Consider the following 26,385-nt stretch of genomic DNA (forward strand, 5'->3'; position numbering starts at 1 on the left):
GATCCTTTACTTGAGGCTGCCCATGAGGATTCCGCTGCGCCAGTACTTCTGCAGGGCGAACATGAAGACCGCCAGCGGAATGATCGACAGCAGTGACCCGGTGAGGACGAGGGTGTTCATGTCGCGGGAGGCCTGCGCCTGTTGGACCCAGGAGAAGAGGCCCAGGGTCACGGGGAAGGAGCGCTCGCCGTTGAGCATGAACAGGGGGAGGAAGAAGTTGTTCCAGATGTTGACGAAGTCGAGCATGAAGATGGTGATGCCGCCGGTGCGCACCAGCCGGAGCGCGACCGAGAAGAAGATCCGGGTCTCGCTCGCGCCGTCGATGCGGGCCGCCTCCATCAGCTCGGTGGGCACCGAGGAGTCGGCGTAGACCTTGCCGAGGTAGACCCCGAAGGGGTTGATGAAGTACGGGATCAGCACCGCCCAGACGGTGTTGGTCAGGTGGATGTCGGCGAAGACCAGGTAGAGCGGGAACGCGAGCAGGGTGCTCGGCAGCAGCGAGGCGCCGACGATGACGCCGAACAGGGCGCCCCGGCCCCGGAATTCGAACTTCGCCAGGCCGTAGCCGGCGGCGAGCGAGATGAGCGTCGAGCCCGCGGCGCCGACGCCGGAGTACACGACGGAGTTGAGGATCCAGCGGCCGAAGACACCGTCGTGGTAGTCCCAGATCGCCTGGAAGTTGTCGGCGAGGTGGTTCGAGGAGAACCACAGGCCGAAGGTGGAGTACAGGTCGGTCTGGTTCTTGGTCGAGGCGACCAGCAGGAACCAGGTGGGGGCCAGCGAGTACAGGAGGAAGACGATCAGCAGGCCGGTGGTGAGGGCCACCGCGCGGCGGGTGGGGCGCGCACCGCCCCCGGAGGCGACGGAGCTCATGACATCTTCCTGTTCGTGACGCGGTAGAAGACGAAGGCGAGGATGCCGGTGACGGCGGCGAGGACGAGGGACTCGGCGGCGGCGTACTGGTAGTCGCCGGTCTTGAACGCCCGGTCGAAGATCTCCAGCATCGGCGTGAAGTCGGTGCTGATGGACTCCGGTGCCACATACCGCAGGAACAGCGGCTCGGTGAACAGCTGGAGCCGGCCGATGAGGGAGAACATGCCGGTCAGCACGAGGATCCCGGTGATGTTCGGGACCTTGATGGACCAGGCGATCCGCCATTCCTTCGCGCCGTCGAGGCGGGCGGCCTCGTACAGCTCGCGCGGGAGCGCCTGCAGCGAGGCGGAGATCAGGATCATGTTGAAGCCGATCCCCTGCCAGGTCAGCAGATTGCCCAGCGAGAGATAGGTGTTGAGGCCGCCGAAGAAGGTGACGGTCGTGCCCACCTTGTCGCCGATGTCGACGATCGGGCTCGCGGTCGGGCTGTAGAGGAACAGCCAGATCAGCGTCGAGACCACGCCCGGGATGACGTACGGGATGAGCAGTCCGGCGCGGAAGAAACGGACCGCGCGGGCCGCGACGCCGTCGAGCAGCAGGGCCAGCAGCAGCGAGATGCCCAGCATGACCGCGATCTGCGCGGCGCCGAAGAGCAGGGTGCGCAGCATGCCGGTCCAGAAGGTGCCGTCGGAGAGGATCGCCGAGAAGTTGGCGAAGCCCGCGTAGACGACCCTCGTCGGGCCGAAGCCGATGCCGCTGCTCTTCTTCTCGTGCAGGCTCTGGCTGAAGGCGTAGCCGATCGGCACGACATAGGTGAGGAGGAAGCCGGCAAGGAAGGGCAGCATGAACAGCAGCCCCTTGTAGGCTCCCCGCCTCCCGGTCCGACGGGGGGAGGTCCGCCGGACCGGGGAGTCTTCCGCGGCCTTCGCCGGTCGTGCGAGGGTGGACAAGGCAGTCTCCAGATCAGGTGGTTCAGTTCGCGGCGACGGCCTTGACGCCCTTGTTCTTCAGGTCGGCGAGCACCCACTCCTGAAGGTGCGTCAGCATGTCCTTCACGGTCAGCTGCTTCTTCATGACCTTGCCCCACTGCTTCTGCATCTCGGAGTACATGGCCGCGTAGTCCGGCCCGTACTGCCACTGCTCGCCCACCCGGGACGCGGCGGTCGTGATCACCTTCGCGCTGTCGGACTTCCCGTTGAACATCTCCGTCGGGATGATCTTGTCGACGTACGGGGAGACGTCCTTGACCGCGGGGAAGAGCCCCGACTTGGACGCGGGGTCGGTGAGCGCGGTCAAGGACTCCTTGCTGCTGGACAGCCAGGACGCGAACTGGGCCGCCCGGTCGGGGTACTTGCAGCCCTTGAGTACGGCCGTGACGTCGAAGTTGCTGGAGGTCTGCGGCTTGGCGGTGTCGAAGACCGGCGCGTCGGCGAGCTGCCACTTCCCCTTGGACTTGGGGAAGTTGGTGTCGTAGATCGGCAGCTGCCAGGTGGACGTGGTCATCAGGATCGTCTTGCCGAGGTCCCAGGTCTTGAAGACGCCCGGGTCGGCGTAGGAGGCGTTGGACGCGAGGTTGTTGTCGACCAGCTGCTGGACGACGTCGGCGGCCTTCAGCGCGTCGGGCGAGGTGAAGCCGATCTGCCAGTGGTCGCCGTCGATCCCGTACCACTCCGCGCCCGCCTGCCAGGACAGGTCGACGAGCGTGCTGGGGTCCTCGCCCGCCATGTTGAAGATCTTGACGTTCTTGTTCTTCTTCTGCGCGGCCTTGCCCGCGGCGATCAGGTCGTCCCAGGTGGTGGGGGCCTTGATGCCGTACTTCTGGAACAGGTCCGCCCGGTAGGCGGTGAACAGCGGGGAGGAGCCGGTGGGGATGCCGTAGGTGGCGCCGCCGGGGCTCACCGCGTTCCAGGCGGGCGTGGTGTAGCGGGACTTGTAGGGGGCGGCGATCTTCGTGATGTCGGTGAGCAGCCCGTCGGCGGCGAAGTTCGCCAGGTTCATCCCGTCCATCTTGGACAGGCAGGGGGCGTTGCCCGAGGTCACCGCGGCCCGCAGCTTCTGGTAGACGGTGTCGCCGGCCGCGTTGACGAACTTCACCTGGGTCTCGGGGTGCGTCTTGTTCCAGGCGGCGACCTGCTGCTGGATGCCCTCGGTCCAGCTCCAGAACTCCAACTGCACCTTGCCCTTGGTGGTCTTGGCTGCCGAGTCGGTGTCGTCGTCACCGCCGCCGCAGGCGCCGAGGACGAGGGAGAGGGAGAGGGCGGCGGCCGCGCCGGCGAGGGCTCTCGTACGGATGGTGCTCATCGGTCCTCCGGGGAAGGGCGGAGTTGGATCGGATGTAGTAACCGTTTCCCGTGGACCGTAGGACCAGTGGTGGCCGATTCACAAGGGGCGGGCAGCCGATTGTTTCGTCGGCACTACGCAGGGGTTACTCATAAAGCCGCTCTGAGCTGCATTTTTCTGGCTCACCCCGCTCCGAATCCCGACATCGGGGAGGCGCGGCACCCGCGGCGAGTCGTTGACTGGCGAACTTCTCAAGCTCTAGCGTGGAATACGGTTACTGCACGCTTTCCCGCTGCTCCCCCTCACACTCACCTTCCGTAGATGCGGAGCCCCATGCGCACGTCCCAGCTCCCTCGCGCCCTGTTCGCCATGGACCCGGTGCACCTTCCCGCACTCTTCCCGCCCCGTCTGACGGCCCGGTTGACGTCGCTCGCGCGGCTCGATCCCACGCTGGTGGTACGGGACTTCGCCGATCCGGCAGTGGCCGGGCCGCTGGCCGAGACCGAGGTACTGATCACCGGTTGGGGCTGTCCGCGCATCGACGAGGAGGTCCTCGCGGCGGCGCCGAGGCTGCGGGCCGTACTGCACGCGGCGGGCAGCGTGCGCAGCCTGCTCGCGCCCGCGGTCTGGGGGCGGGGCCTCGCGGTGTCGAACGCGGTGGAGGCCAACGCGCTTCCGGTGGCCGAGTACACCCTCGCGGCGATCCTGCTGTCCGGCAAAGAGGCCTTCGGACTGCGCGAGCGGTTCCGCGCCGAGCACGCGTTTCCGCCACCCGGCGACCTTGCCCGAGTCGGCAACCTCGGACGCCGGATCGGCGTCATCGGGGCGTCGCGGGTCGGCCGCCGGCTGCTCGAGCTGCTCCGGCCGCTCGACTTCACGGTGACGCTCCACGACCCGTACGTGGACGTCGCCGAGGCGGCGTCCCTGGGGGCCGCGCTGCTGCCGCTCGACGAGCTGATGCGCACCAGCGACATCGTCAGCCTGCACGCGCCCGACATCCCGGAGACCTACCGGATGCTCGACCGGCGGCGCCTGTCGCTGATGCCGGACGGCTCGGTGCTGGTGAACACCTCCCGGGGCGCGCTCGTCGATCCCGACGCGCTCACCGAGGAGCTGGTCTCCGGGCGCATCAGCGCGGTGCTGGACGTGACCGAACCCGAACCGCTGCCCGCGGACTCTCCCTTGTACCGACTGCCGAACGTCTTCCTCACCCCGCACATCGCCGGCTCCCTCGGCAACGAGCTGGAGCGGCTGGGCCGCACCGTCGTGGACGAACTGGCGCTGCTCACCGCGGGCGCACCGCTCGCGCACGCCGTACTCCAGGCCGACCTGGTCAACAGCGCCTGACGCCGCGCCGGCTCCGCGCCCTGATGGGGAATGCCGTGGGAAACGGTTACCGTTCCAGCGCGGCCGTTCTTGCTGCTCACGGGCCGCGAGCAGGGTCCGATGCAGTAACGTCGACCTCGTGACGGACACCGGGAAGCGCGCTCGAAACGGCCCAGGGAAGACGAAGACGGGGCGAAGGACGGCCAGGGCGGAAGGCCCCAGTACGATCCGGGATGTCGCCGCCGCGGCGGGCGTCTCCGTAGCAACCGTTTCCCGTACGCTGGCCGGCAACTACCCGGTGTCGGCGGAAACCAGGGCCCGGGTCATGGCGGCCGTGGAGTCGCTGCACTACGTGGTGAACGTCCACGCGAAGGCCCTCTCGGGGCGTGTGGCCGGTCCCGTCGCCCTCGTCATCCAGGACATCACCGGCCCGTCCCTGGCCCATGTCGCCGCGGGTGTCGAGGAGGAGGTCACCAGCCGTGGCCGGCTGAGCCTGGTCTGTTCCACGCGCGGCGACGCGGCCCGGGAGGACGACCTGGTCCAGCTGATGCGGGAGCAGCATGCCGCCGCGGTCGTCCTGGTCGGTGGCGTGGTGGCCGACGACGCCTATCACCGCCGTATGGCCGACTACGCCAGGGCCCTCGACGCCGCCGGATCCCGGCTGGTGCTGGTCGGACGGCCCCCGCTGCCTGCCGGGATCCCGGCGACCGTCGTCGAGTACGACAACCGGGGTGGCGCGTTCCAGGCGTCCTCGCACCTGCTCGCCGCCGGGCACCGGCGGGTTCTGTTCCTCGGCGGCGAGCCCGGGTTCAGCAGCGCCGACCAGCGTCGGGACGGTCATCTGGCCGCTCTGCGCGCCCACTCGGTGCCCTATGAGGCGGAGTTGGACCTGCCGGGGTCGTACTCCCGCGGCTCGGGACACCGCCGGGTGCGGGACGCTCTGGACGGCGGCCTGGACTTCACGGCCGTCTTCGCCTGCACCGACGCGATCGCCGTCGGCGCACTGGCCGCACTGCGCGAGGCGGGCCTGCGGATCCCTCGCGACGTCTCGCTGGTCGGCTTCGACGACGTCCCCTACGCGACTGACCTGACCCCGTCCCTCACCACGGTCCGCGTTCCCTACGAGGAACTGGGCCGGACAGCCGTACGTCTGGCGCTGGACCGGGAGGAGAGCATCGGCGGGGACGACCACGTGGTGCTCAGTACGCAGTTGGTGATACGGGAGTCCGTACGGGCGCCCAGATCAAAGTGATTCGACGGCGGCGCCCGACCCTCCGCGGGGTCGGGCGCCGCCGTCGGCTAGCGGACGGTCCGGTACGCGTTGTGGATCGTGCCGGTGTAGGTGTTGCCCTCGGTGTCGGCCAGGGTCGCCTTGAAGGAGACCGTGCCGGGGGTGTCCGGGTTGGTGACGGTCAGGTAGTGGCCGCCGGCGGTGTCCGTGCGGACGGTGGCCGGCTTCCAGGAGCGGCCTCCGTCGTACGACACCTGTACGGTCAGCGACTTGAGGTGGCCCTTGGCGGCCGCCGGGCCCTGGAGGGAGAGCGGGACGGTGATCCGCCTGCCCGCCTTCGAGGTGCTGGTCAGGCTCAGTGCCGGGTGGAAGCGGACCACGGACAGCGGCCACTTCTCGGCCTTGGTGGCGTCGCCCGCCGAGGTGAAGGTCCACGCTCCGGTGACGCTGTCGCTCACCTTGTAGTCCGCGCCGCGGTTCGCGGTGACGGAGAGCCGGTAGGCCGCCTTGTGGGCGAGCGTGCCGTGCAGGACGCCCTCCTCGCAGAGGTCGGCCCTGGAGTCGATGACGACCTGCGAGCCGGAGGTGAGCCGGGTGTGGAACTGCGCGGCCCTGGCGTACGGGAAGCTGCCCGATCCGTCGGCGAACATCGGCGTGCACACCATGTAGTAGCCGCCGAGTTGCGCGCCGCCGAGGGCGGCGGCGGTCGGGGCGACGACGGGACCGTGGACACCGCCGTTGAGGGTGACGGGGTAGGTCCGGTCCGGCTCGAAGCGGCGCGAGGTGTTGGCGGTGGTCGTGTCGTCGGGGTGGCGCGCGTTGCCCAGCATGGCGCCCAGGCCCCAGCTCAGTTCGTGGTCGGTGGACACGTACTGCGTGACCGAGGCGGCCGGCACCTTGCGGTCCAGACCGCGAACCGTCTGGGACACCCGGGTGAGTTCCGGCCAGGCCTTGGTGGACCACCAGTTCGTCGGGGCGCCGACGGCTCCCGACAGGGTGCTGGCGTACGAGGTGGTGATGCGCGCCATGCCCCGGGTGGAGGTGAAGGTCCGGTTCAGCCCGTCGAAGAAGGCGCCCTCACGGGTGGTGACCAGGTTGTACGCCGGTGACGTGGCGGTGTGCTGCCAGATGCCGCCGATCTGCGAGACGAAGGAAGCGGCGGGGGCGTTCGGTCCGAGTTGGCCCATGAAGAAGTCGTCGGCGCCGATGGACGTGCCGCTGAGGTAGTCGTTGGCGGGCTTGGCGCCACGGGCGACGAACATGAGCGCGCCGGCACGCATCGTGGCCTTGCGGTCCGGGGCGGTGACCCGCACCGGCTTGGCCTTGCGCAGGTCGACGACGAGTGGCGTGTCGTGGTCGACCACCAGGCGCGGTGCGACCATCTCGGCGACCCTGCCGGCCGAGTCGGTGCCCAGAACGTCGACCAGGTAGGGGCCCTTGGGCAGCCGCACGGTGGTCTTGCCGCCGGGCATGTCGTCGTTCTCGTTGAGCGAGTACCACTTGCCGTTGCCCAGGCCGGCCAAGGCGATGCCGGCCGTGCTGTCGGGCCTGCCGTCGCGCCCGATCACGGACAGCTTCAGGTTGTACGACTCCACCTCGCGGTTGACGAGCACGGCCGTGCGCGTGATCTGCGCGCCGCCGGTCGCGGTGACCACCCCGGAGTAGGCGCCGTCGAGGCTGCCCTGCCGGGTGTCGGCGGTGACCGTCGCCTTGGCGGTGCCGCCGGCCGGGACGGTGAGGTGGGAGGGGGAGACGGTGAGTTGCCCCGTCGCCGCCTTCCCGTCGGGGCCGGTCTCGGACATGGCCAGGTCGAAAGTGACCGGGGTGGTGCCGGAGTTGCGGTAGGTGAGGGACTTGGTGACCGGGGTGTCGTCGTTGTGCGGCCAGGTCGCCGGGGTGCCGAAGTCGACGGCCGACGGCTCGGTGGTGACGGTGGTGTCCAGGGCCCGGGCCACGTCCACGCGGCCCGCCCCGGCGCCGTACAGGCTCGTGCCGGTCAGCGGCTCGACCGAGGTGGTCAGGGCGGCCTTGATCCGTGCTCCGGTCCAGTCGGGGTGCTTCTGGGCGAGGATCGCGGCGGCGCCCGCGGTGTGCGGGGTGGCCATGGAGGTGCCGGACATCTTCACGTAGCCGGGTGCGACCGGGTCGCCCTCGCTGCCGTGGGCGGCCTTGGCGGAGACGATGTCGACTCCGGGGGCGGCGATGTCCGGCTTGAGGGTGCCGGAGGCGGTCGGGCCGCGGCTGGAGAAGTCGGCGAGCTCGTCGTCGTGGTCGACGGCGGCGACGGTCAGGGCGGCAGCGGCGGAACCGGGCGAGTCCACGGTGGTGTCGGTGGGGCCCTCGTTGCCGGCGGCGATCACGAAGAGGGCGCCGGAGGACGCCGACAGGCTGTTCACCGCCTGCTCCAGCGGGTCGTCGCCCGCGCTGTCCTTCTCGCCCAGGCTCATGCTGATGACCTTGGCGCCCTGGGACGCCGCCCACTGCATGCCCGCGATGATCTGCGAGTCGTCGCCGGTGCCGGTGTCGTCGAGGACCTTGCCGACGAGCAGCTTCGCGCCGGGGGCCACGCCCTCGTACTTCCCGTCGCTCTCCGCGCCGGAGCCGACGATGGTGGCGGCGACGTGGGTGCCGTGGCCCTGCTTGTCGTCGGTGGAACCGGAACCGGTGAAGTCCTTGGTCGCGGCGATGGAGTTGCTGAGGTCGGGGTGGGTGGCGTCGACGCCGGTGTCCAGGACGGCGACCTTGACGCCCTTGCCGTCGTAGCCGGCCTTCCACGCGGTGGGGGCGCCGATCTGCGTGACGCCTCCCTGGGGGTCGGGGGCGCCGGCCGCGGTGGCGCCGGTCCGCTTCGCCTTGGGGCTCGGGGTTGCGGCGGCCTTCGCCGCCGCGCCGGCCGAGGCGCCGTCCTGGGCGGACATCCGGACGCGGCCGTCCAGCCACACCTTGGCGATACCGGGCGCGGCGGTCACGGCGGTGGCGTCGCCGGCGTTGTCGGTCAGTGCCTTCCACACGTTCGCGGCGTCCGGCTTGGCGGCGGTCAGTGCCTCGCCGTGGACGGCCGGGAGCAGTTGGCCCACGTCGGCGGTGGCGGCGAGGCTGCTGCGGGCACCGGCCCGGGTGCCGCCGGTGCCCTTGTAGGAGACGATCAGCGGCAGTTCCTTGCGGTGGGAGTCGTCGTAGTGGTCCTTGACCAGGAGAGTGACGTCGAAGAGGCGGCGGTCGAGCCGCCCGTCGGCCACCAGCTTCGCGGCGTCCAGGGGGACGACGTAGGTGTGGCCCGCGAACTGCCGGATGTTCACGGATATGTGTGCGCGGCCCTTGGCCCGCTCCACGCCGGTCACCCGGCCGGTGCCGTCCAGCCGGACGGTGTCACCGGTGATCAGGGTGACGCGTGCGGCGGTCCTGGCCGGCAGGCTCGCCGCCGCGGCCTGTACCCCGAGGGCGGTGGAGCCCGGCAGGAGGGCGGTGGTGGCGAGGGCGGTCGCCGTCAGCAGCGCGGCCGAGCCGTATGCCGCGACTCTGGCGCGCTTGTGCAGTCGGTGCTTGTTCCGCAAGGAAGGTCTCGATTCCCCGGTCGATGGCGTGTGGGTCGGTGGCGTGGCGGGGATGTGCCGTGCCGAGCGGGCGGGCCGCCACGCGCGGCGCGGCCCCGGGCCGGAGCACGAATCCGGCCGAGGGCCGCGCCGGGCCGCGGTGACGGGGATGTCACCGGGCGAGGACGAGTCTTGCGGCCCGAGCGTTGTCCATCAGCTGCCCTGAGTCACTCCTGGACAATTCCGTAACAGCAGGTCAGCGGGGATTGCCGCGGATTCGGGCGGAAACGTAACGTGACCGTCCGTATGTACTGACAAAGGAAAGGCGCACCTGGTGGGACGACGCGAGAAGCCGGTGGACCCCGACGCCGGTCCCGTGCAGCGGCTCGCGCACGACCTGCGCGTCCTGCGGGAGCAGGCCGGCACGCCCCCGTACCGGGAGATGGCCCGGCGCGCCAACTACTCGTCGAGTGCGCTGGCCGCCGCGGCGGCCGGTGAGCAACTGCCGTCCTCGGCCGTCGTGCTGGCCTACGCGCGGGCGCTGGACGCCGACCGCGAGGAGTGGGAGGAGCGGTGGCGGGCGGCCAGGGACGCGGTCGAGGAGCAGGCCGTCCGGGAGCCGGCCGCCGACGCGGACGCCCCGCCGCCGTACCGGGGTCTGGCCCGTTTCGAGCCGGCCGACAGCGCGCTGTTCTTCGGCCGGGACCGGCTCGTCGGCGAGCTGCTGGAGCTGGTGCGCGAGCACAGGTTCGCGGCGGTGTTCGGGCCGTCCGGCAGCGGCAAGTCCTCGCTGCTGCGCGCCGGGCTGATACCGGCGCTTCAGGCGGCGGAGGGCGCCGAACGCCCGGCGGTGGTACGGGTACTGACGCCGGGCGAACGACCCGCGGACACCCATGAGAAGGCGCTGCTCGCGGAGGACGACGAACACGACACCTGGGTGATCGTGGACCAGTTCGAGGAGCTGTTCACGCTCTGCCGGGACCGGGAGCAGGAAGGCCGCTTCCTCGATCTGCTGCTGGCGGCCCGCGAGCCCGGCAGCCGACTGCGCGTGGTCGTCGCCGTGCGAGGCGACTTCTACGGCCACTGCGCCGCCCGCGGTGACCTGGCGGAGGCGGTCAGCGGGGCGAACCTGCTGGTCGGGCCGATGAGCCGGGACGAGCTGCGCGAGGTGATCACCAAACCGGCCGCCGCGGCGGGCCTGTTGGTGGAGCGCGCCCTGACCGCCCGGATCATCGACGAGGTCGGCGACCGGCCCGGTGCCCTGCCGATGCTCTCGCACGCCCTGCTGGAGACCTGGCGCCGCCGCCGGGGCCGCACGCTCACCGAGGCCGCCTACGAGGCGGCGGGCGGCGCGCGCGGTGCGATCGCCGCCACCGCCGAGGCCGCGTACGGCGAGCTGTCCGAGGCGCGGGCCCGTGTCGCCCGCCGGATTCTGCTGCGGCTGATCGCCCCCGGGCAGCAGACCGGTGCCGCCGACACCAGGCGCCCGGCTCGACGGGACGAGCTCGGACCCGGCGCGCCGGAGGTGCTGGAGCACCTTGCCGCCGCCCGCCTGGTCACCCTGGACGACGACACCGTCGAACTCGCCCACGAGGCGCTGATCACCGGCTGGCCGAGGCTCGCCGCCTGGATCGAGGAGGACCGCGAACGGCTGCGCGAGCAGCGCCGGCTGGGCGAGGCCGCCCGCAGCTGGGCGGAGCTGGACCAGGACCAGGGCGCCCTGTACCGGGGCACGCGGCTCGGCCGGGCCGAGGAACTGTTCTGCGGGCGGGCTGACGACGACCTGGCGGGGCCCGAACGGGACTTCCTCACCGCCTCGCTCACCGCCCGCGACTGGACCACCCGGAAGCGGCGCGTCCGCACCGCCGCCGTCTGCGCCTGTGTCGTACTCGCCCTGGTCGCCGGTCTGGCGGCCTGGCAGCAGAACCGGGCCGGCCGGCAGGAGGCCGACAAGGCCGCCGCCCGCCGGCTCGCCGCGTCGGCCGCAGGCCTGCGCACGACCGACCCGCGCACGGCCGCGCTGCTCGGCGTCGCCGCCTGGAAGACCGCCGGTCTGACCGAGTCCCGGTCGGCGCTGCTCGGCTCTCTCTTCCAGCCGCAGCTGGACGCCTTCACCGATCCCGGCACCGGCCGGGACACCCGCCGGTTCCTCACCGACCAGGGCCGCCGCCTCGTCAGCGTGACGGGCCGCCGGGTGAGCGTCCGGGATGTGGCCACCCATCGGCTGACCTCCTCGTACGTCCTCCCCTCCGGGCGGGACGTGATCGACGTCGGCCCCGACGCCCGGACCGTCGACCTGTCCGGACCCGGGTCGGACGGCGGCGAACAGCTGTGGGACCTGGCGCAGGGCAAGGCCCTGGCCGGCCCGCGTGACCAGGCCGTACTGGCGTACGCGGCCGACGGGCAGAGCTACGTCTCCGTGCCGTCGACTCAGGACGGCCCCTTGCGGGTGTTCCGGCCCGGCGACGACCATGCCCGCTTCCAGGTCCCGATGGCGAGCGCCCCGGTGTCCGCCGCCCTCGGCACGGACGGCCGGCTGCTCGCCGTGTGCCCGGCGGGCGGTGCGCCCCAGGTGTGGGACACCGCCCGCGACGCACCCGTGCCGGGTGCCTGGGACAAGGAGAAGAACCTCTGCGGTACGGGGTCGGGTGCCGACGGCGTCGATCACCTGCTGCGCTTCAGCGCGGACGGCAAGCGCCTGGTGGCCACCTCCGACGGCGGGTTCGACGTGTGGGACGTCGCCGGAGGCCGCGTGATCGCGAGCCTCGCCGATCCCGGCGACGGCGGCTTCACCCAGGCCGCTTTCACGCCCGACGGGCGGTTCCTGGCCACGGCGGACAATCAGGGGCTCACGGTGTGGCGGCTGACGGGCGGCGGGCTCCAGGTCTTCCGGACCGCGCTGACCGGCACACAGGTCGGCGACCTGACCTGGGCCCCGGGCCGACGGCACGTGCTGCGCTTCCTCGACGGGACGACCGTACGCTCGTACGACCTCACCACCCCGCTCTCGGCCACCTGGCAGGACACCTCCTCCGACACGAGCACGCTCAGTCCGGACGGCAGCACCCTGGCGATCGTCACCGGCAGCAGCTTCCAGCTGCGCTCCGCGCGCACCCGCGCCGTGCTCGCCAAGGCCACCGTCGGAACCCTGCCGACCTCCGACGGCAACGCTCCGCTGCTCTCCTTCAGCCCGGACGGCCGGGCGCTCGTCGTCTCCGACATCGTGCACACCAAGGACGCCGAGAAGCAGCGGTTCACGGTGTGGGACGTGCCGGCCCACAAGATCAGGACGTCGTTCGAGGTGGCGGGGACCTACGACACCCCGATGGCGCCGATCGCCCTCGGCGCGGAGGGCCGGACCCTGCTGGTGTCGCACCCCACGGACCACGGGACCGTGACCGAGGTGTGGACGCTGACCGGCGCCCGGCACCGGACGAAGGCGACCGTGCCGGGCTTCGGCTGGAGCGCCGTCGCCCTGCGGCCCGACGGGGACCTGGTCGTCGAAGCGGACGACCAGTACGCGCGTCCGTCCGACCGATCGGTCACCGGCCGGGAGCTGGCCGACGGACGGCAGGTGACCGCCCTGGCGTTCAGTCCGGACGGCAGGCGGCTCGCGGTGGGTGACGCGTCCGGCCGGGTCACCCTGTGGGACGGCGGGGTCGGCCACCGCACCGGCGTACTGCCGGCGTCCACCGGCGCGGCGGTGTCGGCGCTCGCCTTCTCGGCCGACGGCGGCACACTCGCCGTCGGCGGTGGCGGGGTTCTCCGCCTGTGGGACACCGCCACCCAGCAGACCCTCGGCACCGAGCTGCCCACACCCGGCGACGACATCCGCTCGGTCGCGTTCAGCAGGGACGGCGGAACCCTGTACGCGACGGGCCCGCAGACCCCGCTCCTGACCTACTCCATCACGCCCGACCGGGCCGTCGCGGCCGTCTGCGCGCGCATGGGCGGCGGACTGACCAGGGCACAGTGGCGGACCTACGTCCCGGATGCGCCCTACCAGGACATCTGCGCCGGTACGTGATTGTCCAGAGGTGACGGCGGGGGGTCGCTGGACAACTCCCGGGCCCGTGAGGATCGGGGTGTGGCCGTCCGGCCCGCCTGGAAATCCCGTCGCTTAGGGCTGTCTCGTCATGCGCAAAAACCTCGTGGTCCCCTCGCTCCTCCTGCTCTCCTCCCTTGTCCTGACGACGGCCTGCTCGTCTGGCGCGCCCAGCTCCTCCGGGACCGGACCGGCGGCCGTCGGTGCCGGTTCGTCCCCGACGGCCGCCAACCGCGGTGTCGACCCGTCGAAGATCAAGGGCCTGGACATCGTCTCCGACAACAGCGAGCACGGCTCCTGCCCGTTCGCCACCAGCTACCCGGCCGTCCCCGGAGCCGAGGCGACGACGGCCGTGATGAAGAAGTACGTGGAGGAGCGCCTGTCGACCTTCCGCGAGACCGCGTGCGCGAGCGGTTCGGCGGTGAACCAGGACCACGAGCTGAACATCAGCTACACGTTCCTGGCCGCGTCCGGAGACGTGCTGGGAGTCCGGCTGTCGACACAGGACGGCTCGGCGGCCGGGTCGGGGCTCAGCACCAACACGTACTGGTACGACGGAAAGGACCGGACGTACCGCGCCGCTCCCGGGCTCGTCGCCGACGGTTTTCGGGACGCCTTCGTCGCCGAGCTGAAGAAGCAGCTCAAGGGACGGCAGGGTATCGACGCGGCCCAGCTCGACGGCGCGTTCGACGACACCAGCCGTGCCGCCACGCTGGCCGACATGTCCTTCACCGCCGATGGCGGACTGCGGGTGGAGTTCGACCGGGGCGTCGTGGGCGTCCCGGCGGCCGGCACCTACCTCGTCACCCTTCCCGAGACGACGGTCACCCCGTGGCTGTCCGGGTTCGGGAAGCGCGCCCAGCGGCAGACCGTGCACCCGAGCGGCACGCTGGACCTCGGCGCGACCCACACCACCGCTCCCGCCGTACCGACGGAATCGGCGTCGAGCACGGACAGCACGGACTGCAAGCAGGTGAAGTGCATCGCCCTCACCTTCGACGACGGACCGGCCGCGCCCGAGACGGCGACGCTGCTGACCTACCTGGCGAAGTACCGGGCGCGCGTCACCTTCTTCACCGTCGGCCAGAACGTGGCCGCCCACCCGGAACTCGTCCGCGCCGAGGCACGGGCCGGGCACGAGGTCGGCAACCACTCCTGGAACCACCCCGACCTCACCAAGCTCAGCCCCGAGATGATCGCCTCCCAGCTGAGCCGTACCAGCGCGGCGATCAAGGCCGCCACCGGCAAGGAGCCGACGCTCTTCCGCCCGCCGTACGGGGCGATCAACAGCACGGTCCGGGCGGCCACCGCCCTCTCTCCCGTGCTGTGGGACGTGGACACCGAGGACTGGAAGTACCCGGACGCGGCCAGGGTCGCGCAGACCGTGATCACCAAGGCCGCCCGGAACTCCGTCGTCCTGATGCACGACATCCACCCGACCTCGGTCGCCGCCGTCCCCGAGATCCTGCGGACGCTGACCGCCCGCGGCTTCCACTTCGTCACGGTCAGCCATCTGCGGGCCACGCTCTGAGGGCGCCGTTCGGGCAGGGTCAGCCGTTGTCGCGGGCGCCTCTGCGGCGCAGGGCGATGACGCCTCCCGCGATGGCCAGCACACCGGTCGCGGCCACGGCCGCGACTCCGCCGGCACCGGTCGCCGCCAGGTCGTCTCCCCTGCCGCCCTGGGCCCGGGTTCCTCCGCTCGCGTCACCGGCCTTCGGGGTTCCGGTGTCCGCGGTCGCGCTCTTCGACGGGACCGGCGTACCCGCCGCGACGATCGCCTTGGGGCGGGTGAAGGCCAGCGTCCCGAAGCCGAGTTGGTCGAAGCCGCCGCCCTCGCCGTAGTTCCCGCCGCCGCCCTCGGGACGGACCTTCGCGGCGTACTCGGTCACGTAAGGGGCGTCGAGGCCGCGGCGGTTGACGTAGTGGTTGTAGATCGACTCCCAGATCGGGCGGAGCTGCCCGCGGGAGTCAGGCGACGGAGCGGTCAGGGTCTGCGATCCGCTCCAGACGCCCGGCGCGCCGTAGTTCCAGGTCCAGGAGGTGTACGGAACATCGTGGCCGAGATTCCACTTGGCGACGTACTCGAAGCCCTTCAGCAGGCGGCTGTCGTCGTAGCCGTAGAGGTCGATGCCCTGGTTCCAGGCCATCTCGGCGATGGCGCCGGCCAGTCCGACGCCCAGGGTGGTGTGCCCCTGGTCGCGGCCGACCTCCACCCACTGGCCAAGGCCGCCGGGGTGGATGTGCGGGATGAGGTGCTTGACGGAGCCGTTGCCCTTCCCGGTCCTGAAGTAGGTGACGGCCTCGTCGATCTTGGCCCGGTCGTCGCAGAGGATGCCGGTGGCCAGGACGCAGGCGATGCTCAACAGGTCCCAGCTGCCCCAGTAGTTGGTGACGTAGGCGCCGTTGTGGTGGGCGAGGAAGTCGCTGCTCTCCTTGTAGAAGACGTCGACCAGCATCCTCTGGAAGCGGGCGAGTTCGAAGCCCGGGTAACCGCGCATGATCTCGGCCGCGTTGGCGAACTGGTAGCCGTGCAGGCCCGCCGCGATGAACCGGTCGGCGTTGCCGTCGACCGAAGTGAGCTTCGCCGACCAGGCGTTGAGGATGTCACGGGCGGCGTCCGCGTGGGCCTTGTCGCCGGTGACCTTCCAGCGCAGGGCGTTCTGGTAGGCGGCGTGGACGTCGTGGTACAGCGTGCCGACGTTCGTGCCGTCGCCGCCGCGGATCACCTTCGCCAGCGGATTGGGCTTCCAGGTGCTCTGCGCGTGCGAGTTGGCCGCCAGCACCGCGTAGCCCGCCTTGTACGGCGCCGTGCCCGCCTTCACCTTGGCCGCCATCCGGTCGAAGTCGGCCTGGGTGTGGAGCATTCCGGGATGGACCAGGCCGCCGCTCGCCCTGGCGGGGGCGGCGGCCGCGGCGGCCGTCCCGATGCCGACGACCGCTGCCGCGCCCGTCATCCTCAGCATGCCGCGCCGGTTCATGGTCGGTCGGGCGTTGTCCTGGCTCGCTGGCACTGTCTGAACTCCTGTCGCTTCGGGGCGTACGTACAGGAGACGCGCGGGCCGACCGCACATAACAACAAGCGCCCGAAGAAAATCAGTCGGTTCACTCCTGGCACACTGTCGCCCCGCGACACATCGGCACGGCTGTACGGCAACGGAAGAAGGGTGGGACGGGTGCGCGCACAGGACGTGCAGGACCGGCCGGAGGTCACCGTCGTCGTGGCGGCACGGGCCGGGGACCGGCAGGCGTCGGAACAGCTGGTTCGGGACTGCTTACCGCTGGTCTACAACATCGTCGGCCGGGCGCTGGACGGACACAGCGACGTCGACGACGTGGTCCAGGAGACCATGCTGCGGGTCCTGGACGGGCTGCCCGGACTCGAACAGCCGGACCGGTTCCGGTCCTGGCTGGTCGCGATCACGGTGCGGCAGATCCGTGACCGGTGGCGCAGCGGGCGGACCCGGGCGACGGCGGAGCCCCTGGAGGAATCCGCCCAGGAGGCGGATCCGCAGGCCGACTTCGCCGATCTGACGATTCTGCGCCTGGCACTGACCGGCCAGCGGCGTGAGGCGGTGGAGGCGACGCGCTGGCTGGAGAGCGAGGAGCGCGAGGTGCTCGCGCTGTGGTGGCTGGAGGCGGCCGGCGAGCTGACCCGCGCGGAGCTGGCGGCGGCCTGCGAGCTCACTCCGCAGCATGCCGCGGTTCGGGTCCAGCGGGTCAAGGAACGGCTGGAGACCGCGCGTTCGGTGGTACGGGCGGTGACCGCCACGCCGCGCTGCACGGTGCTGACCGGCGTCCTCACCTCCTGGGACGGACGCCCGTCGGCACTGTGGCGCAAGCGAATGGCACGCCATGTCCGCGACTGCCCGACCTGCCTGTTCAGCACGTCCGATCTGATACCGGCGGAGGGACTGCTGGGCGGCTTCGCGCTGGTGCCGTTGCCGATCGCATTGACGGGGCTGGTCCTTGGGAGGGTCTTCGCGGCGGGCTCGGCGGGTGCGGGTACGGGGGCGGGTGGCGGACATGTGGCGGGCGGCGCGGGCCGGTTGGCCCGACTGCTCGGCAAGCTGGCCGCCAAGCCGGTGGCGGCGACGACCGCCGGTGCCGTGGTGCTCACAGCCGCCGGAGTGGCCTGGTACGCCACCACGCCGTCGGACAAACCGACCCGCCCGCCCGTCGCCGCGGCCCCACCGACGCCCGCCACCTCCTCCGCCGCACCGCCCCCAAGGGCTTCCGCATCACCGAAACCGTCCCCGACCCCGACCCCCACACCGACTGCTACCGCGCGGCTTTCGGGGCGGCATGCCCTGCGGTCGGTCGACACCCCCGGCGACTACATCACCCAGTCAGGCAGCCTGGGCTTCCTCACTCCGCTCGGCGCCACCAGCTCCCTGGCCACCCGACAGTCGGCCACGCTGGCCTTCGTCCCCGGCCTCGCCGACTCCGACTGCTACTCGCTCAGGGACGCCGCGGGCAGATACGTACGCCACTTCGCCTTCCGCATCAGGCTGGACGTCAACGACGGATCCGCCCTCTTCCAGAAGGACGCCACCTTCTGCCCCCGCTCCGGCTCCACGGCCGGCTCGGTCTCCCTGGAGTCGTACAACTACCCGGGCCGCTACCTCCGCCACCGCGACAACCTCGAACTGTGGCTCGACCCTGTCGAGAACACCGCCGCGTACCGGGCGGACCGGTCCTTCGTCGTCGTAGCACCTCTTGCCTGACCGGCGGCCGCGGGCCAAGAACCCTAATACTTAGGGTAGCCTAAGCTAAGTAAATGCTCACGAGAACTCGCACCCGCCATCCGCGTGCCGCAGGACTGTTTCTGGGGCTGGCACTGCTCGTCGCCGCGTCCGCGCTGTCGCTGGCGGTGGGCACCGAGCACGTGCCGCTCGCGGACGTCTGGTCCGGACTGGTCTCGCCTTCGGGATCGCGGTTCGACAACATCGTCCGCGAACTCCGGCTCCCGCGAACGCTCATCGGCATCGCGGCCGGCGCCGCTCTCGGGCTCGCGGGCGGCGTGATGCAGGTCCTGACCCGCAACCCGCTCGCCGACCCGGGGCTGTTGGGGGTGAACGCGGGCGCGTCCGCCGCCGTCGTCACCGCGATCGGCGTCCTCGGCATCACGTCGTTCACCGGGTATCTGTGGTTCGCGCTGGCCGGGGCGGCCGTCGCCGCAACTGCCGTGAACGCGCTGGGCGGCGCCCGCTCGGCCACCCCGGTCCGCCTCGCGCTCGCCGGAACGGCCGTCAACGCCGCCCTGTTCGGTTACGTCAACGGGCTACAGCTGTGGAACCTGAGCACCCTCGACTCGATGCGCCACTGGTCGGTCGGCACCCTCGCCAAACGCGACCCCCAACTCCTGCTCAACGCACTGCCGTTGCTGGTCGCGGGCGTCCTGCTGGCCTTCGCCCTGGCCCGGCCGCTCGGTGCCCTCGCGCTGGGCACGGACCATGCCCGAGCGCTCGGCACCTCCGTACGGCGCACGCGGATCCTGTCGATCGTGGCCATCACCCTGCTGTGCGGCAGCGCGACCGCCGTGTGCGGGCCGATCGGCTTCGTCGGCCTGATGATCCCGCACGCCGTCCGGGCGTTCACCGGCCCCGACCCGCGCTGGCTGCTCCCCTACTGCGCCCTGTTCGCGCCCGCGTTGATGCTCGTGTCCGACGTGATCGGCCGGGTCGTGGTGCCGCCGTCCGAGATCGAGGTGGACATCGTGACCTCGTTCCTCGGCGGGCTGCTCTTCATCCATCTCGTACGGCAGCGGAAGGTGGCCCAGCTGTGACTCTGACCGAGAGCGCGAGCCGGCGCGGCGACACCTTCCTCTTCGAACCGCGCCGGGGCCGCTTGCGCGCCGGGCGCTACTCGCTCCGCTTCGATCCGCGCGCTTTCCTGGTCTGCCTCGCGCTTGCGGTGATCGGCGTGTGCGTGGTGGTGCTGTCCGTCGGCACGGGCAGCTATGCGGTGAGCCCCCTGGAGGTGCTGCGGACGTTCGCCGGGCACGGGCCGCCGGGTGCCGAGTTCATCGTGCTCGACCTGCGCCTGCCGCGTGCGCTGGTGGCCGTTCTGGTCGGCTTCGGTACGGGCATGGCGGGTGCCGTGTTCCAGTCCCTCACCCGGAATCCGCTGGGCAGCCCGGACATCATCGGGTTCGGCAACGGTGCCTCTGCGGGTGCGCTCGTCGCGATCATCCTCTTCGACGCGGGGGCCGCGCAGACGGCCTCCGGCGCGCTGGTCGGCGGCTTCGCCACGGCCACGGCGGTCTATCTGCTGGCGTGGCGGCGCGGTGTGCACGGGTACCGGCTCGTCCTCGTCGGCATCGGGGCCTCCGCGGTGCTCGGCTCCGCGACCAGTTTCCTGTACGTCCGGGCCGACATCGGCAAGGCCGCGCAGGCCGCGGGGTGGATGATCGGCTCGCTCAACGCGCGGACCTGGACCGACGTCCAGGTCGCCGGGCTGGGGCTGGTCGTGTGCGTTCCCGTGGTCCTCGTGTTCGCACGCCGGCTGGCCGTCCTGGAGATGGGCGATGACACGGCAGGCGCCTTCGGGGTGCCGCCGGAGCGCAGTCGGCTGGTGCTGCTGTGTGCGGGGACCGGTCTGACGGCTTTGGCGGTGGCCGCCGCGGGGCCCATCCCGTTCCTGGCCATGGCAGCACCCCAGTTGGCGCGTCGGCTCACTCGCGCCACGGGGCCCAACCTGCTGCCCGCGGCGTGGATGGGGGCGGTGTTGGTGGCGGCCGCGGACCTGGTGACCCAGCGGGTGACGGGGTCGGCGCTGATGCCGGTCGGTGTGGTGATGGGAGTGGGGGGTGGTCTGTATCTGGCGTGGCTGCTGATGCGGGAGCGCCGGGCGCATCGTCTTTGACGTACGCCTCTCAACGGACCGAACCCCACGGTGACTTGCCGTGGGGTTCAGCTCATTCGACATCGGGCGGGGGCGTCAGGCCATCGACTCGACCTCCTCCCGGGCCGGCGACTGCGCGCTGCGCCACAGGCGGGCATAGGCGCCGTTCTCCGTGAGGAGCCCGTCGTGGGTGCCGAACTCGACCGGGCGTCCGGCGTCCAGCACCAGGATCCGGTCGCAGCGTGCGGCCGTGGTCAGACGGTGGGCGACCAACAGGGCCGTCTTGTTGCGCGCGGCCTTGAACATGCCGTCGAGCACGGCGGCTTCGGTGCCGGCGTCGAGCATCGCGGTCGCCTCGTCGAGAAGCAGTACGTCGGCGTCCACGAGTGCGACCCGGGCCAGCGCGATCAGTTGGCGCTCGCTGGCCGAGAGGTTGCCGCCCGCCTGGCGCACGGCGTGCCGGAAACCTCCCGGCAGCCGGGCGATGGTCGTCGTCGCGCCGACCGCGTCCGCCGCGGCGGCGACCTCCTCGTCGCTCGCGTCGGGACGGCCGTAGCGGATGTTCTCCGCGATGTCGCCCTCGAACAGGTGGGCCTCCTGGGGGACGATGCCCACCCGCCGTCGGAAGCCGGCGAGGTCGTAGCGGCGGCTGTCGACCCCGTCGAGGAAGACGCTGCCGGACGCCGGGTCGTAGAAGCGCGCCACGATCTTCACCAGCGTCGACTTGCCCGCGCCCGTGGCGCCGACGACGGCGACGCTCTGCCCGGACTCCAGGGTCAACTCCGGTATGTGCAGGGTGTCTTCGGCTGCGTCCTCGTATCGGAAGGTCACGTCCCGCAGCTGGATGTGTCCGCCGAGACGCCCGGTCACCGGCACCGGGCCGGCGACGGGACGCTGGGTGGGTTCGGTGGCCAGCAGTTCGGTGACCTGGTGCACGCTGGTGCGGGTCTGGAGGTAGGAGTCGTAGATGGACGACAACTGCTGGATCGGGCCGTAGAACTGGCCCAGGAGGAGCAGGAAGGCTGCCAGGACGCCCGTCGTCACCGCGCCGCTCGCCATGAGGTGGCCGCCGACCAGGACGACGAGTGCCATGGAGAGTTCCGAACAGAACGCCAGGAGGGGGAAGTAGAGCGAGATGTAGCGCTGCCCCCTCTCCTGGATACGGCGGTTGAGGTTGGACAGGGCGCTGAAGTGCTTCGCGGTGCTGCGCTGCCTGCCGTGGGACTGCGCGATGCGCAGGCTCGCGACGTTCTCCCGGAGCGAGCTGTTGACCTTGCCCAGCTGGTCGCGGGCCTCCTTGTACGCGTTCGAACTCAGCCGGCGGAAGACCGGCGTCACCAGCGCGATCACCGGGAAGGGTGCGAGCGCGGCGAGGGCGAGCCGCCAGTCGAGAACCGCCATGGCGACCGCGATGCCGCCCATCGTCAGGACGCTGACCAGACCCTGGACCATGCCCTGCTGAAGGAACTTGGACAGGGAGTCGATGTCCACGGTCATCCTGGTGAGCAGACTGCCCCCGCTCTCCTTCTCGTAGTGGTCGAGGCCGAGTCGCTGGAGGTGCCGGTAGCTGCGCAGGCGCAGCAGGTACTGGACCGACTCGGAGGCCTTGGCGCTGGTCAGCGTCTGGTAGGTGTACACGAACCAGTTGGCCGCGCACAGGAGCAGGGAGAGTGCGGCGATCCACCAGACCGTGCGCATGGATCCGGGCGCGATGCCGTCGTCGATGCCGCGTTGCAGGAGCACGGGGACGACCACCCGGGCCAGTGCGTCGAAGGCGACGAGGCCGAGGGCGACGGCCAGCAGGCCGCGTACCGGGCGGAGTATCGCGTGGAGGGTGGGGGGTGCCTCCTGTTCCGCGGAGGTGAGGACCTTGGCGGGCAGCTCGGCGAAACGGTCGTGGCGCCCGGGGGCGGCGCCCGGGTCGTCGTCCGGTTCCGGAACGGGCCACAGCTCGCCCGGCGTGCGGGCGGTGCGCGTGTCGATGGTGTCGGTGTCGCCCGCGATCAGCTCCTGGAACACCGTGCAGCGGGCGGCGAGTTCGGCGTAGGTGCCGCTGTCGGCGACGCGGCCGTCGTCGAGGACCACGATGCGGTCGGCCAGCGCCAGGGTGGAGCGCCTGCGGGCGACGAGCACCGTGATCCGGTCACCGCCGACGTGGTGTTCGAGGGCACGGTGGATGGCGGCCTCGGTGGTGGCGTCGACGGCGGAGGTCGCGTCGTCGACGATCAGCACCGGTGGCCGGTTGAGCAACGCCCGTGCCAGCGCGAGGCGTTGGCGCTGGCCGCCGGAGAGGTTCTGTCCGCGCTCGGTCAGCCTGGTGTCGTAGCCGTCCGGGAGGGCGGTGATGAAGGCGTGCGCGCCGGCGGCCTCGGCCGCGGCGGCGATCTCCTCGTCACCGGCGTCCTCGTGGCCGTAGGCGATGTTCTCGCGCACGCTGCGGGCGAACAGGAACGGCTCCTCGAAGACGACGCCGACATGGGACCGCAGGGATTCCAGGCGCAGTTCGCGGATGTCGGTGCGCTCGTCGCCGGTGCCCAGGAGGACGGCGCCGGACGTGGCGTCGTAGAACCGTGGGATCAGCAGCGAGAGCGTCGACTTGCCGGAGCCGGAGGGGCCGACGACCGCGACGGTCTCACCGGCCGCGGCACTGAACGTGACGTCGCGCAGGACGGGTTCGTCGTGGGTGTAGCCGAAGCCGACGTTCTCGAAGACCAACTCCGTCGGTTTCGCGTCGAGTTCGGCGGTGCCGTCGTGGATCTCCGGTCGGGAGTCGATGAGTTCGAAGATGCGCTCGGCGGAGGCCCGGGTGCGCTGGGCGATCACGAGGTACGTGGCGAAGACCCGGGTCGGTCCGGTCAGCATGGTGAGATACGCGGCGAACGCGATGAACGTACCGATGTCGATCGAGTCGTTCATGACCATGCTGCCGCCGTAGACGAGGACGGCGATCTGGCCGAGGACCGGGAGCGCGAGCATGGTCGCGCCCGGGGCGGCGTGCACGCGCATCATCCGCATGCGCTCGCCGAACAGGGCGCGGGTGGCCCGCTCCAGCCGGCGGATCTCCCGCTCCTCCTGGCCGAATCCCTTGACGACCCGAACGCCGTCGATGGTCTCCTTGATGTGCTCGGTCACCTCGGCCGCGTCGTTCGCCGCCTTCGCCGAGGTCTCGAAGACGCGGCGCCTGGTCCAGAGCGCCACGGCGCCGAGGGCCACGACCACCACCACGGTCACGGCGGTGAGTCGGGGCGAGAGCCAGAGCATCGCCACGACGCCGAAGAGGTAGTAGGTCACCACGGTCAGCGGCACCGGCAGCATCGTGAGCATCTGCTGGATCTGCTGAAGGTCGCTGTTGGTGCGGGAGATGACCTGGCCGGTCCGCAGCCGGTCCTGGCCCGGACCGTCGAGCCGTTGGATGCTCCGGAAGACCTCTTCGCGCAGGTTGTGCTGGACGCCGAGGGCGAGCTTGCCGCCGGTGAAGCGGCGCACGTAGTTACCGGCGAAGTCGATCGCGGCGATCAGCACGAGACCGCCGGCCACCCAGCCGATGCCGTCGCTGTCGCCGGCGACGGCGCGGTTCACGCCGTCCTTGGTCAGCAGGGGTCCCAGCGTCACGAGGACGATGCTCAGGATGGACGAGAGCACGATCGCGGCCATGAGGCGGCGGTGGCGCAGACAGATGCCGATCAGCCGGCGCAGCCAGCCGGGATCTGCGGTGGGGAGCAGTGGAGTTGGCATAGTGTCCTCAGTGGTGCGTGGGTGCGGGGGCGGCCGGGCCGGGTGAGACGAGGTCGGCGAGCCGCCGGGCGATGGCCGTCGGCGGTTCCTGCGCGCGCATCTCGTCCCGGACTTCGGCGGCGGCGGTTCGCAGGGACACGTCCGTCAGCAGGCGGTCGATGTCCGCCTTGATCAGCCCCTTCTCCCCCGGTACGAACCCGCAGCCGCGCCGCTCCACGGTCTGGGCGTTGACGGGCCGGTCGGCGCCCTGGCCGAAGACGATCTGCGGGACGCCCGCCGACAGCGCGGTCAGCGTGTTGCCCGCTCCGCCGTGGTGGATGAACCCGGCGGCACGGCCGAGCAGCGGGCCCATCGGGATCCACGACACCAGACGGACGTTGTCGGGCAGGGAGTCGATCTCCCGCTGCCCGTGCTCGCCCAGCGACAGCACGAACTCGGCGTCCGACTCGTCCGCGGACTCGACGACCCACTTGATCAGGTCGATGCCGTCGACCATGGGCTTGAGCGTGCCCAGGCTGACGACGATGCGGGGCCGCCCGGTGTCGGCGCTCCACCAGTCCTCCAGGACGGTGCCTCCGTTGAAGGGCACGTACCGCATCGACCACAGGTCCGGTTCGTCGAGCACGCGCATGCTCGGCGGGGCGATGTCGAGCCACCGCAGATCCTGCGGCGGGCCCTCGACGCCGTGGCGGGCGTACGCGTCCGCCATCGAACGGGTCACGCCCTCCACATGCCACCGCTGGTGTCCGAAGCCGACGGTCTGCATGACGACGGGCAGGTCGTACTTGGCTGCCACCAGCGGGCCCGCGACGCCCAACGGCGGATAGACCACCAGATCCGGCCGCCACCCCCCGGCGAAGTCGACCAGGGCGTCGGCCATTTCGTCGCCGAAGAAGGAGAACTTCCCCATCTTGGTACCGAGGTTCTGCTGCTTGCGCCGCTCTTCCCCGCGGCGGTACTCGGCCTCGGAGTCGAGTTCCGGAGCCGCGTCGAACCCGACGAGGCCGGCCTCCGCGACCCGCCGGGTGAAGGCCCCGGCGCTGGCCACCACGACCTCGTGGCCTTCGGCGCGGAAGGCCTGCGCCAGGGACAGGACCGGATACAGCAGCCCATACAGAGGGGGTCCCACGAAGAGTACTCGCATGATCATCTCCAGATGCCTAGGTTAGGCTCGCCTAAGTAATGAGTTCGGATTTCGGGAAGGGGCAAGGACGCCATGAGCGAGTCGACAGCCGCACCCTCGGTCGCGAGCCCGCGGCTGAGGCGGCTCCTGAGCCAGGTGCGGGCGCGGGGCGACTCAGCCCTGGAACGCTTCTGGCGTGAAGTCGCCGACGAGGGCGCACCCCTGGTCGAAGGGGTGGCAGGCGCCCCGGAAGAACGCCTGGTGACGGTGGTGTGGCGCCAGGACCGCCCGGTCGAAGGCGTCTACCTGCTGGCCAACCGCGTCACCGACAAGCACCTCGCGCCCCGGGGAATGATGCGACGCCTGGACGGCACGGACCTCTGGTACGTCAGCCTGCGCCTGCCCCTGGGGCTTCGGTGCAGCTACCGCATCCATCCCTTCACGGCGGACGATCCGCACATCACCTCGCGAGGCCCGCGGCGCGGCACCGCCCGTGGTCTGCCCGACGACCGGTCGGACCCTCTCAACCACCGGGCCGGCGGACCGTTCGGCTCGATGATCGAACTGGACGGCGCGCCCTCGCTGACCGAATGGCACACCGAGCCGCACCCCGCCCCCGGCACCGACACGTTCGGCCTCCTCACGGCCGACGGCACCACCTATCGAGTACGGCGCTTCGTCCCCGTCACAGGATCCGGCACCGAGGCCGGCACCCGAGCCGGCACCGAACCCGCCGCCCGACTGCCGCTGCTCGTCCTCCTCGACGGCGAGAAGTGGTTCGACCAGTACGGCGTCACAAGCGCGCTCACCGCCGCCGTCGCCGCGGGCAGGATCCCGCCGATGGCCGTCCTCGGCATCGAGGCCGGCGCCGACACCGCGCAGCGTATGCGCCAACTCGGCGCCAACCCACGGTTCATCGACGCCCTCGCCGACGAGGTCGTGCCCGCCGTGACCGCGGACCTTCCCGGTTGGGCGGGACCGCGGCGCACCATCCTCTGCGGCCAGAGCCTGGGAGGACTCACCGCACTCGCGGCGGCTCTGCGGCGGCCTACCGCCTTCGGCACGGTGCTCGCCCACTCCGCCTCCACCTGGTGGCGGCCCGGCATGAACACCCGCCCGCAGGAGCTGGAGAGCGGCCGTGACACCTGGCTGCACGAGCAGGCGGCCGCGGTGCCGGTCGGCGAGGTCAGCATCCGCATGGACGTCGGCTCCAACGAGGGCACGATCCTCGACGACATGAGCAGTCTGCACGCCCTCATGTCGGCCAGGGGATTCACCGCCTCGCTGAACGTATACTCCGGCGGCCACGACCACTGCTGCTGGGCGGCGGCCCTCGTGGACGGCCTCGCCGCCACCTGCGCCGAGTGGCACACGTCCCCGGTGTGAGCGCACCCGC

15 protein-coding genes are annotated in these 26,385 nt (G+C 71.2%); 8 read left to right on the forward strand and 7 right to left on the reverse strand.

The window, feature by feature from the left end; all coding sequences use genetic code 11:
• Positions 1-6: 6 nt before the first annotated feature.
• The 3 genes from ACQEWB_RS04295 to ACQEWB_RS04305 all read right to left on the reverse strand — a co-directional run bounded on the left by ACQEWB_RS04295 (position 7) and on the right by ACQEWB_RS04305 (position 3,174).
• On the reverse strand, positions 7-873 hold the full coding sequence (locus ACQEWB_RS04295; protein ID WP_432827179.1) for a carbohydrate ABC transporter permease: 867 nt from the start codon (positions 871-873) through the stop codon (positions 7-9).
• Positions 870-1,718 carry a carbohydrate ABC transporter permease gene (locus tag ACQEWB_RS04300; RefSeq protein WP_432827181.1) on the reverse strand — a complete coding sequence of 283 codons (849 nt, stop codon included), beginning with the start codon at positions 1,716-1,718 and terminating at the stop codon, positions 870-872. Before ACQEWB_RS04300 ends, ACQEWB_RS04295 begins: the two co-directional genes overlap by 4 nt.
• A gap of 127 nt (positions 1,719-1,845) precedes the next feature.
• Complete coding sequence (locus ACQEWB_RS04305) at positions 1,846-3,174, reverse strand: ABC transporter substrate-binding protein (protein ID WP_432827183.1); 1,329 nt, start codon at positions 3,172-3,174, stop codon at positions 1,846-1,848.
• 312 nt (positions 3,175-3,486) lie between these two features.
• Between ACQEWB_RS04305 and ACQEWB_RS04310 the strand changes: the two genes are divergently transcribed.
• Positions 3,487-4,500 carry a hydroxyacid dehydrogenase gene (locus tag ACQEWB_RS04310; RefSeq protein ID WP_432827185.1) on the forward strand — a complete coding sequence of 338 codons (1,014 nt, stop codon included), beginning with the start codon at positions 3,487-3,489 and terminating at the stop codon, positions 4,498-4,500.
• A 118-nt stretch (positions 4,501-4,618) separates the two neighbouring features.
• Positions 4,619-5,731 carry a LacI family DNA-binding transcriptional regulator gene (locus tag ACQEWB_RS04315; protein ID WP_432827187.1) on the forward strand — a complete coding sequence of 371 codons (1,113 nt, stop codon included), beginning with the start codon at positions 4,619-4,621 and terminating at the stop codon, positions 5,729-5,731.
• A 47-nt stretch (positions 5,732-5,778) separates the two neighbouring features.
• Here the strand turns inward: ACQEWB_RS04315 and ACQEWB_RS04320 are convergent, their stop codons facing one another.
• Positions 5,779-9,264, reverse strand: coding sequence for a S8 family peptidase (locus tag ACQEWB_RS04320; RefSeq protein ID WP_432827189.1), 3,486 nt, complete (start codon positions 9,262-9,264; stop codon positions 5,779-5,781).
• Between the two features lie 313 nt (positions 9,265-9,577).
• Here ACQEWB_RS04320 and ACQEWB_RS04325 point away from each other — a divergent pair, with 313 nt between their 5' ends.
• Both ACQEWB_RS04325 and ACQEWB_RS04330 read left to right on the forward strand, forming a co-directional pair.
• Positions 9,578-13,270 carry a hypothetical protein gene (locus ACQEWB_RS04325; RefSeq protein ID WP_432827191.1) on the forward strand — a complete coding sequence of 1,231 codons (3,693 nt, stop codon included), beginning with the start codon at positions 9,578-9,580 and terminating at the stop codon, positions 13,268-13,270.
• Between the two features lie 109 nt (positions 13,271-13,379).
• Complete coding sequence (locus tag ACQEWB_RS04330) at positions 13,380-14,819, forward strand: polysaccharide deacetylase family protein (protein WP_432827193.1); 1,440 nt, start codon at positions 13,380-13,382, stop codon at positions 14,817-14,819.
• A gap of 19 nt (positions 14,820-14,838) precedes the next feature.
• Here ACQEWB_RS04330 and ACQEWB_RS04335 read toward each other — a convergent pair whose 3' ends face one another.
• Positions 14,839-16,299, reverse strand: a complete 1,461-nt coding sequence (locus tag ACQEWB_RS04335) for an alginate lyase family protein (RefSeq protein ID WP_432827195.1) — start codon at positions 16,297-16,299, stop codon at positions 14,839-14,841.
• 162 nt (positions 16,300-16,461) lie between these two features.
• Here ACQEWB_RS04335 and ACQEWB_RS04340 point away from each other — a divergent pair, with 162 nt between their 5' ends.
• Genes ACQEWB_RS04340 through ACQEWB_RS04350 form a run of 3 tightly spaced genes read left to right on the forward strand, consistent with a single transcriptional unit; the run spans position 16,462 to position 20,152 of the window.
• Positions 16,462-18,012 (forward strand): sigma-70 family RNA polymerase sigma factor, encoded by a 1,551-nt coding sequence (locus ACQEWB_RS04340; RefSeq protein ID WP_432827197.1) that lies wholly within the window; start codon positions 16,462-16,464, stop codon positions 18,010-18,012.
• Positions 18,013-18,065: 53 nt separating this feature from the next.
• Complete coding sequence (locus tag ACQEWB_RS04345; RefSeq protein ID WP_432827199.1) at positions 18,066-19,073, forward strand: FecCD family ABC transporter permease; 1,008 nt, start codon at positions 18,066-18,068, stop codon at positions 19,071-19,073.
• A gap of 2 nt (positions 19,074-19,075) precedes the next feature.
• Complete coding sequence (locus ACQEWB_RS04350; RefSeq protein WP_432843639.1) at positions 19,076-20,152, forward strand: FecCD family ABC transporter permease; 1,077 nt, start codon at positions 19,076-19,078, stop codon at positions 20,150-20,152.
• Between the two features lie 75 nt (positions 20,153-20,227).
• On the opposite strand, the gene ACQEWB_RS04355 is transcribed toward ACQEWB_RS04350, so the two are convergent.
• Complete coding sequence (locus tag ACQEWB_RS04355; RefSeq protein ID WP_432827201.1) at positions 20,228-23,866, reverse strand: ABC transporter ATP-binding protein; 3,639 nt, start codon at positions 23,864-23,866, stop codon at positions 20,228-20,230.
• Between the two features lie 7 nt (positions 23,867-23,873).
• Positions 23,874-25,010, reverse strand: a complete 1,137-nt coding sequence (locus tag ACQEWB_RS04360; protein WP_432827203.1) for a glycosyltransferase — start codon at positions 25,008-25,010, stop codon at positions 23,874-23,876.
• A gap of 72 nt (positions 25,011-25,082) precedes the next feature.
• Here ACQEWB_RS04360 and ACQEWB_RS04365 point away from each other — a divergent pair, with 72 nt between their 5' ends.
• Entirely contained in the window at positions 25,083-26,375 is a 1,293-nt protein-coding gene (locus ACQEWB_RS04365; RefSeq protein ID WP_432827205.1) for an alpha/beta hydrolase-fold protein, read from the forward strand.
• The last annotated feature ends 10 nt before the right edge of the window (positions 26,376-26,385 follow it).

It is taken from the genome of Streptomyces sp. CA-249302 (assembly GCF_050936785.1).
Classification (GTDB): Bacteria; Actinomycetota; Actinomycetes; order Streptomycetales; family Streptomycetaceae; genus Streptomyces.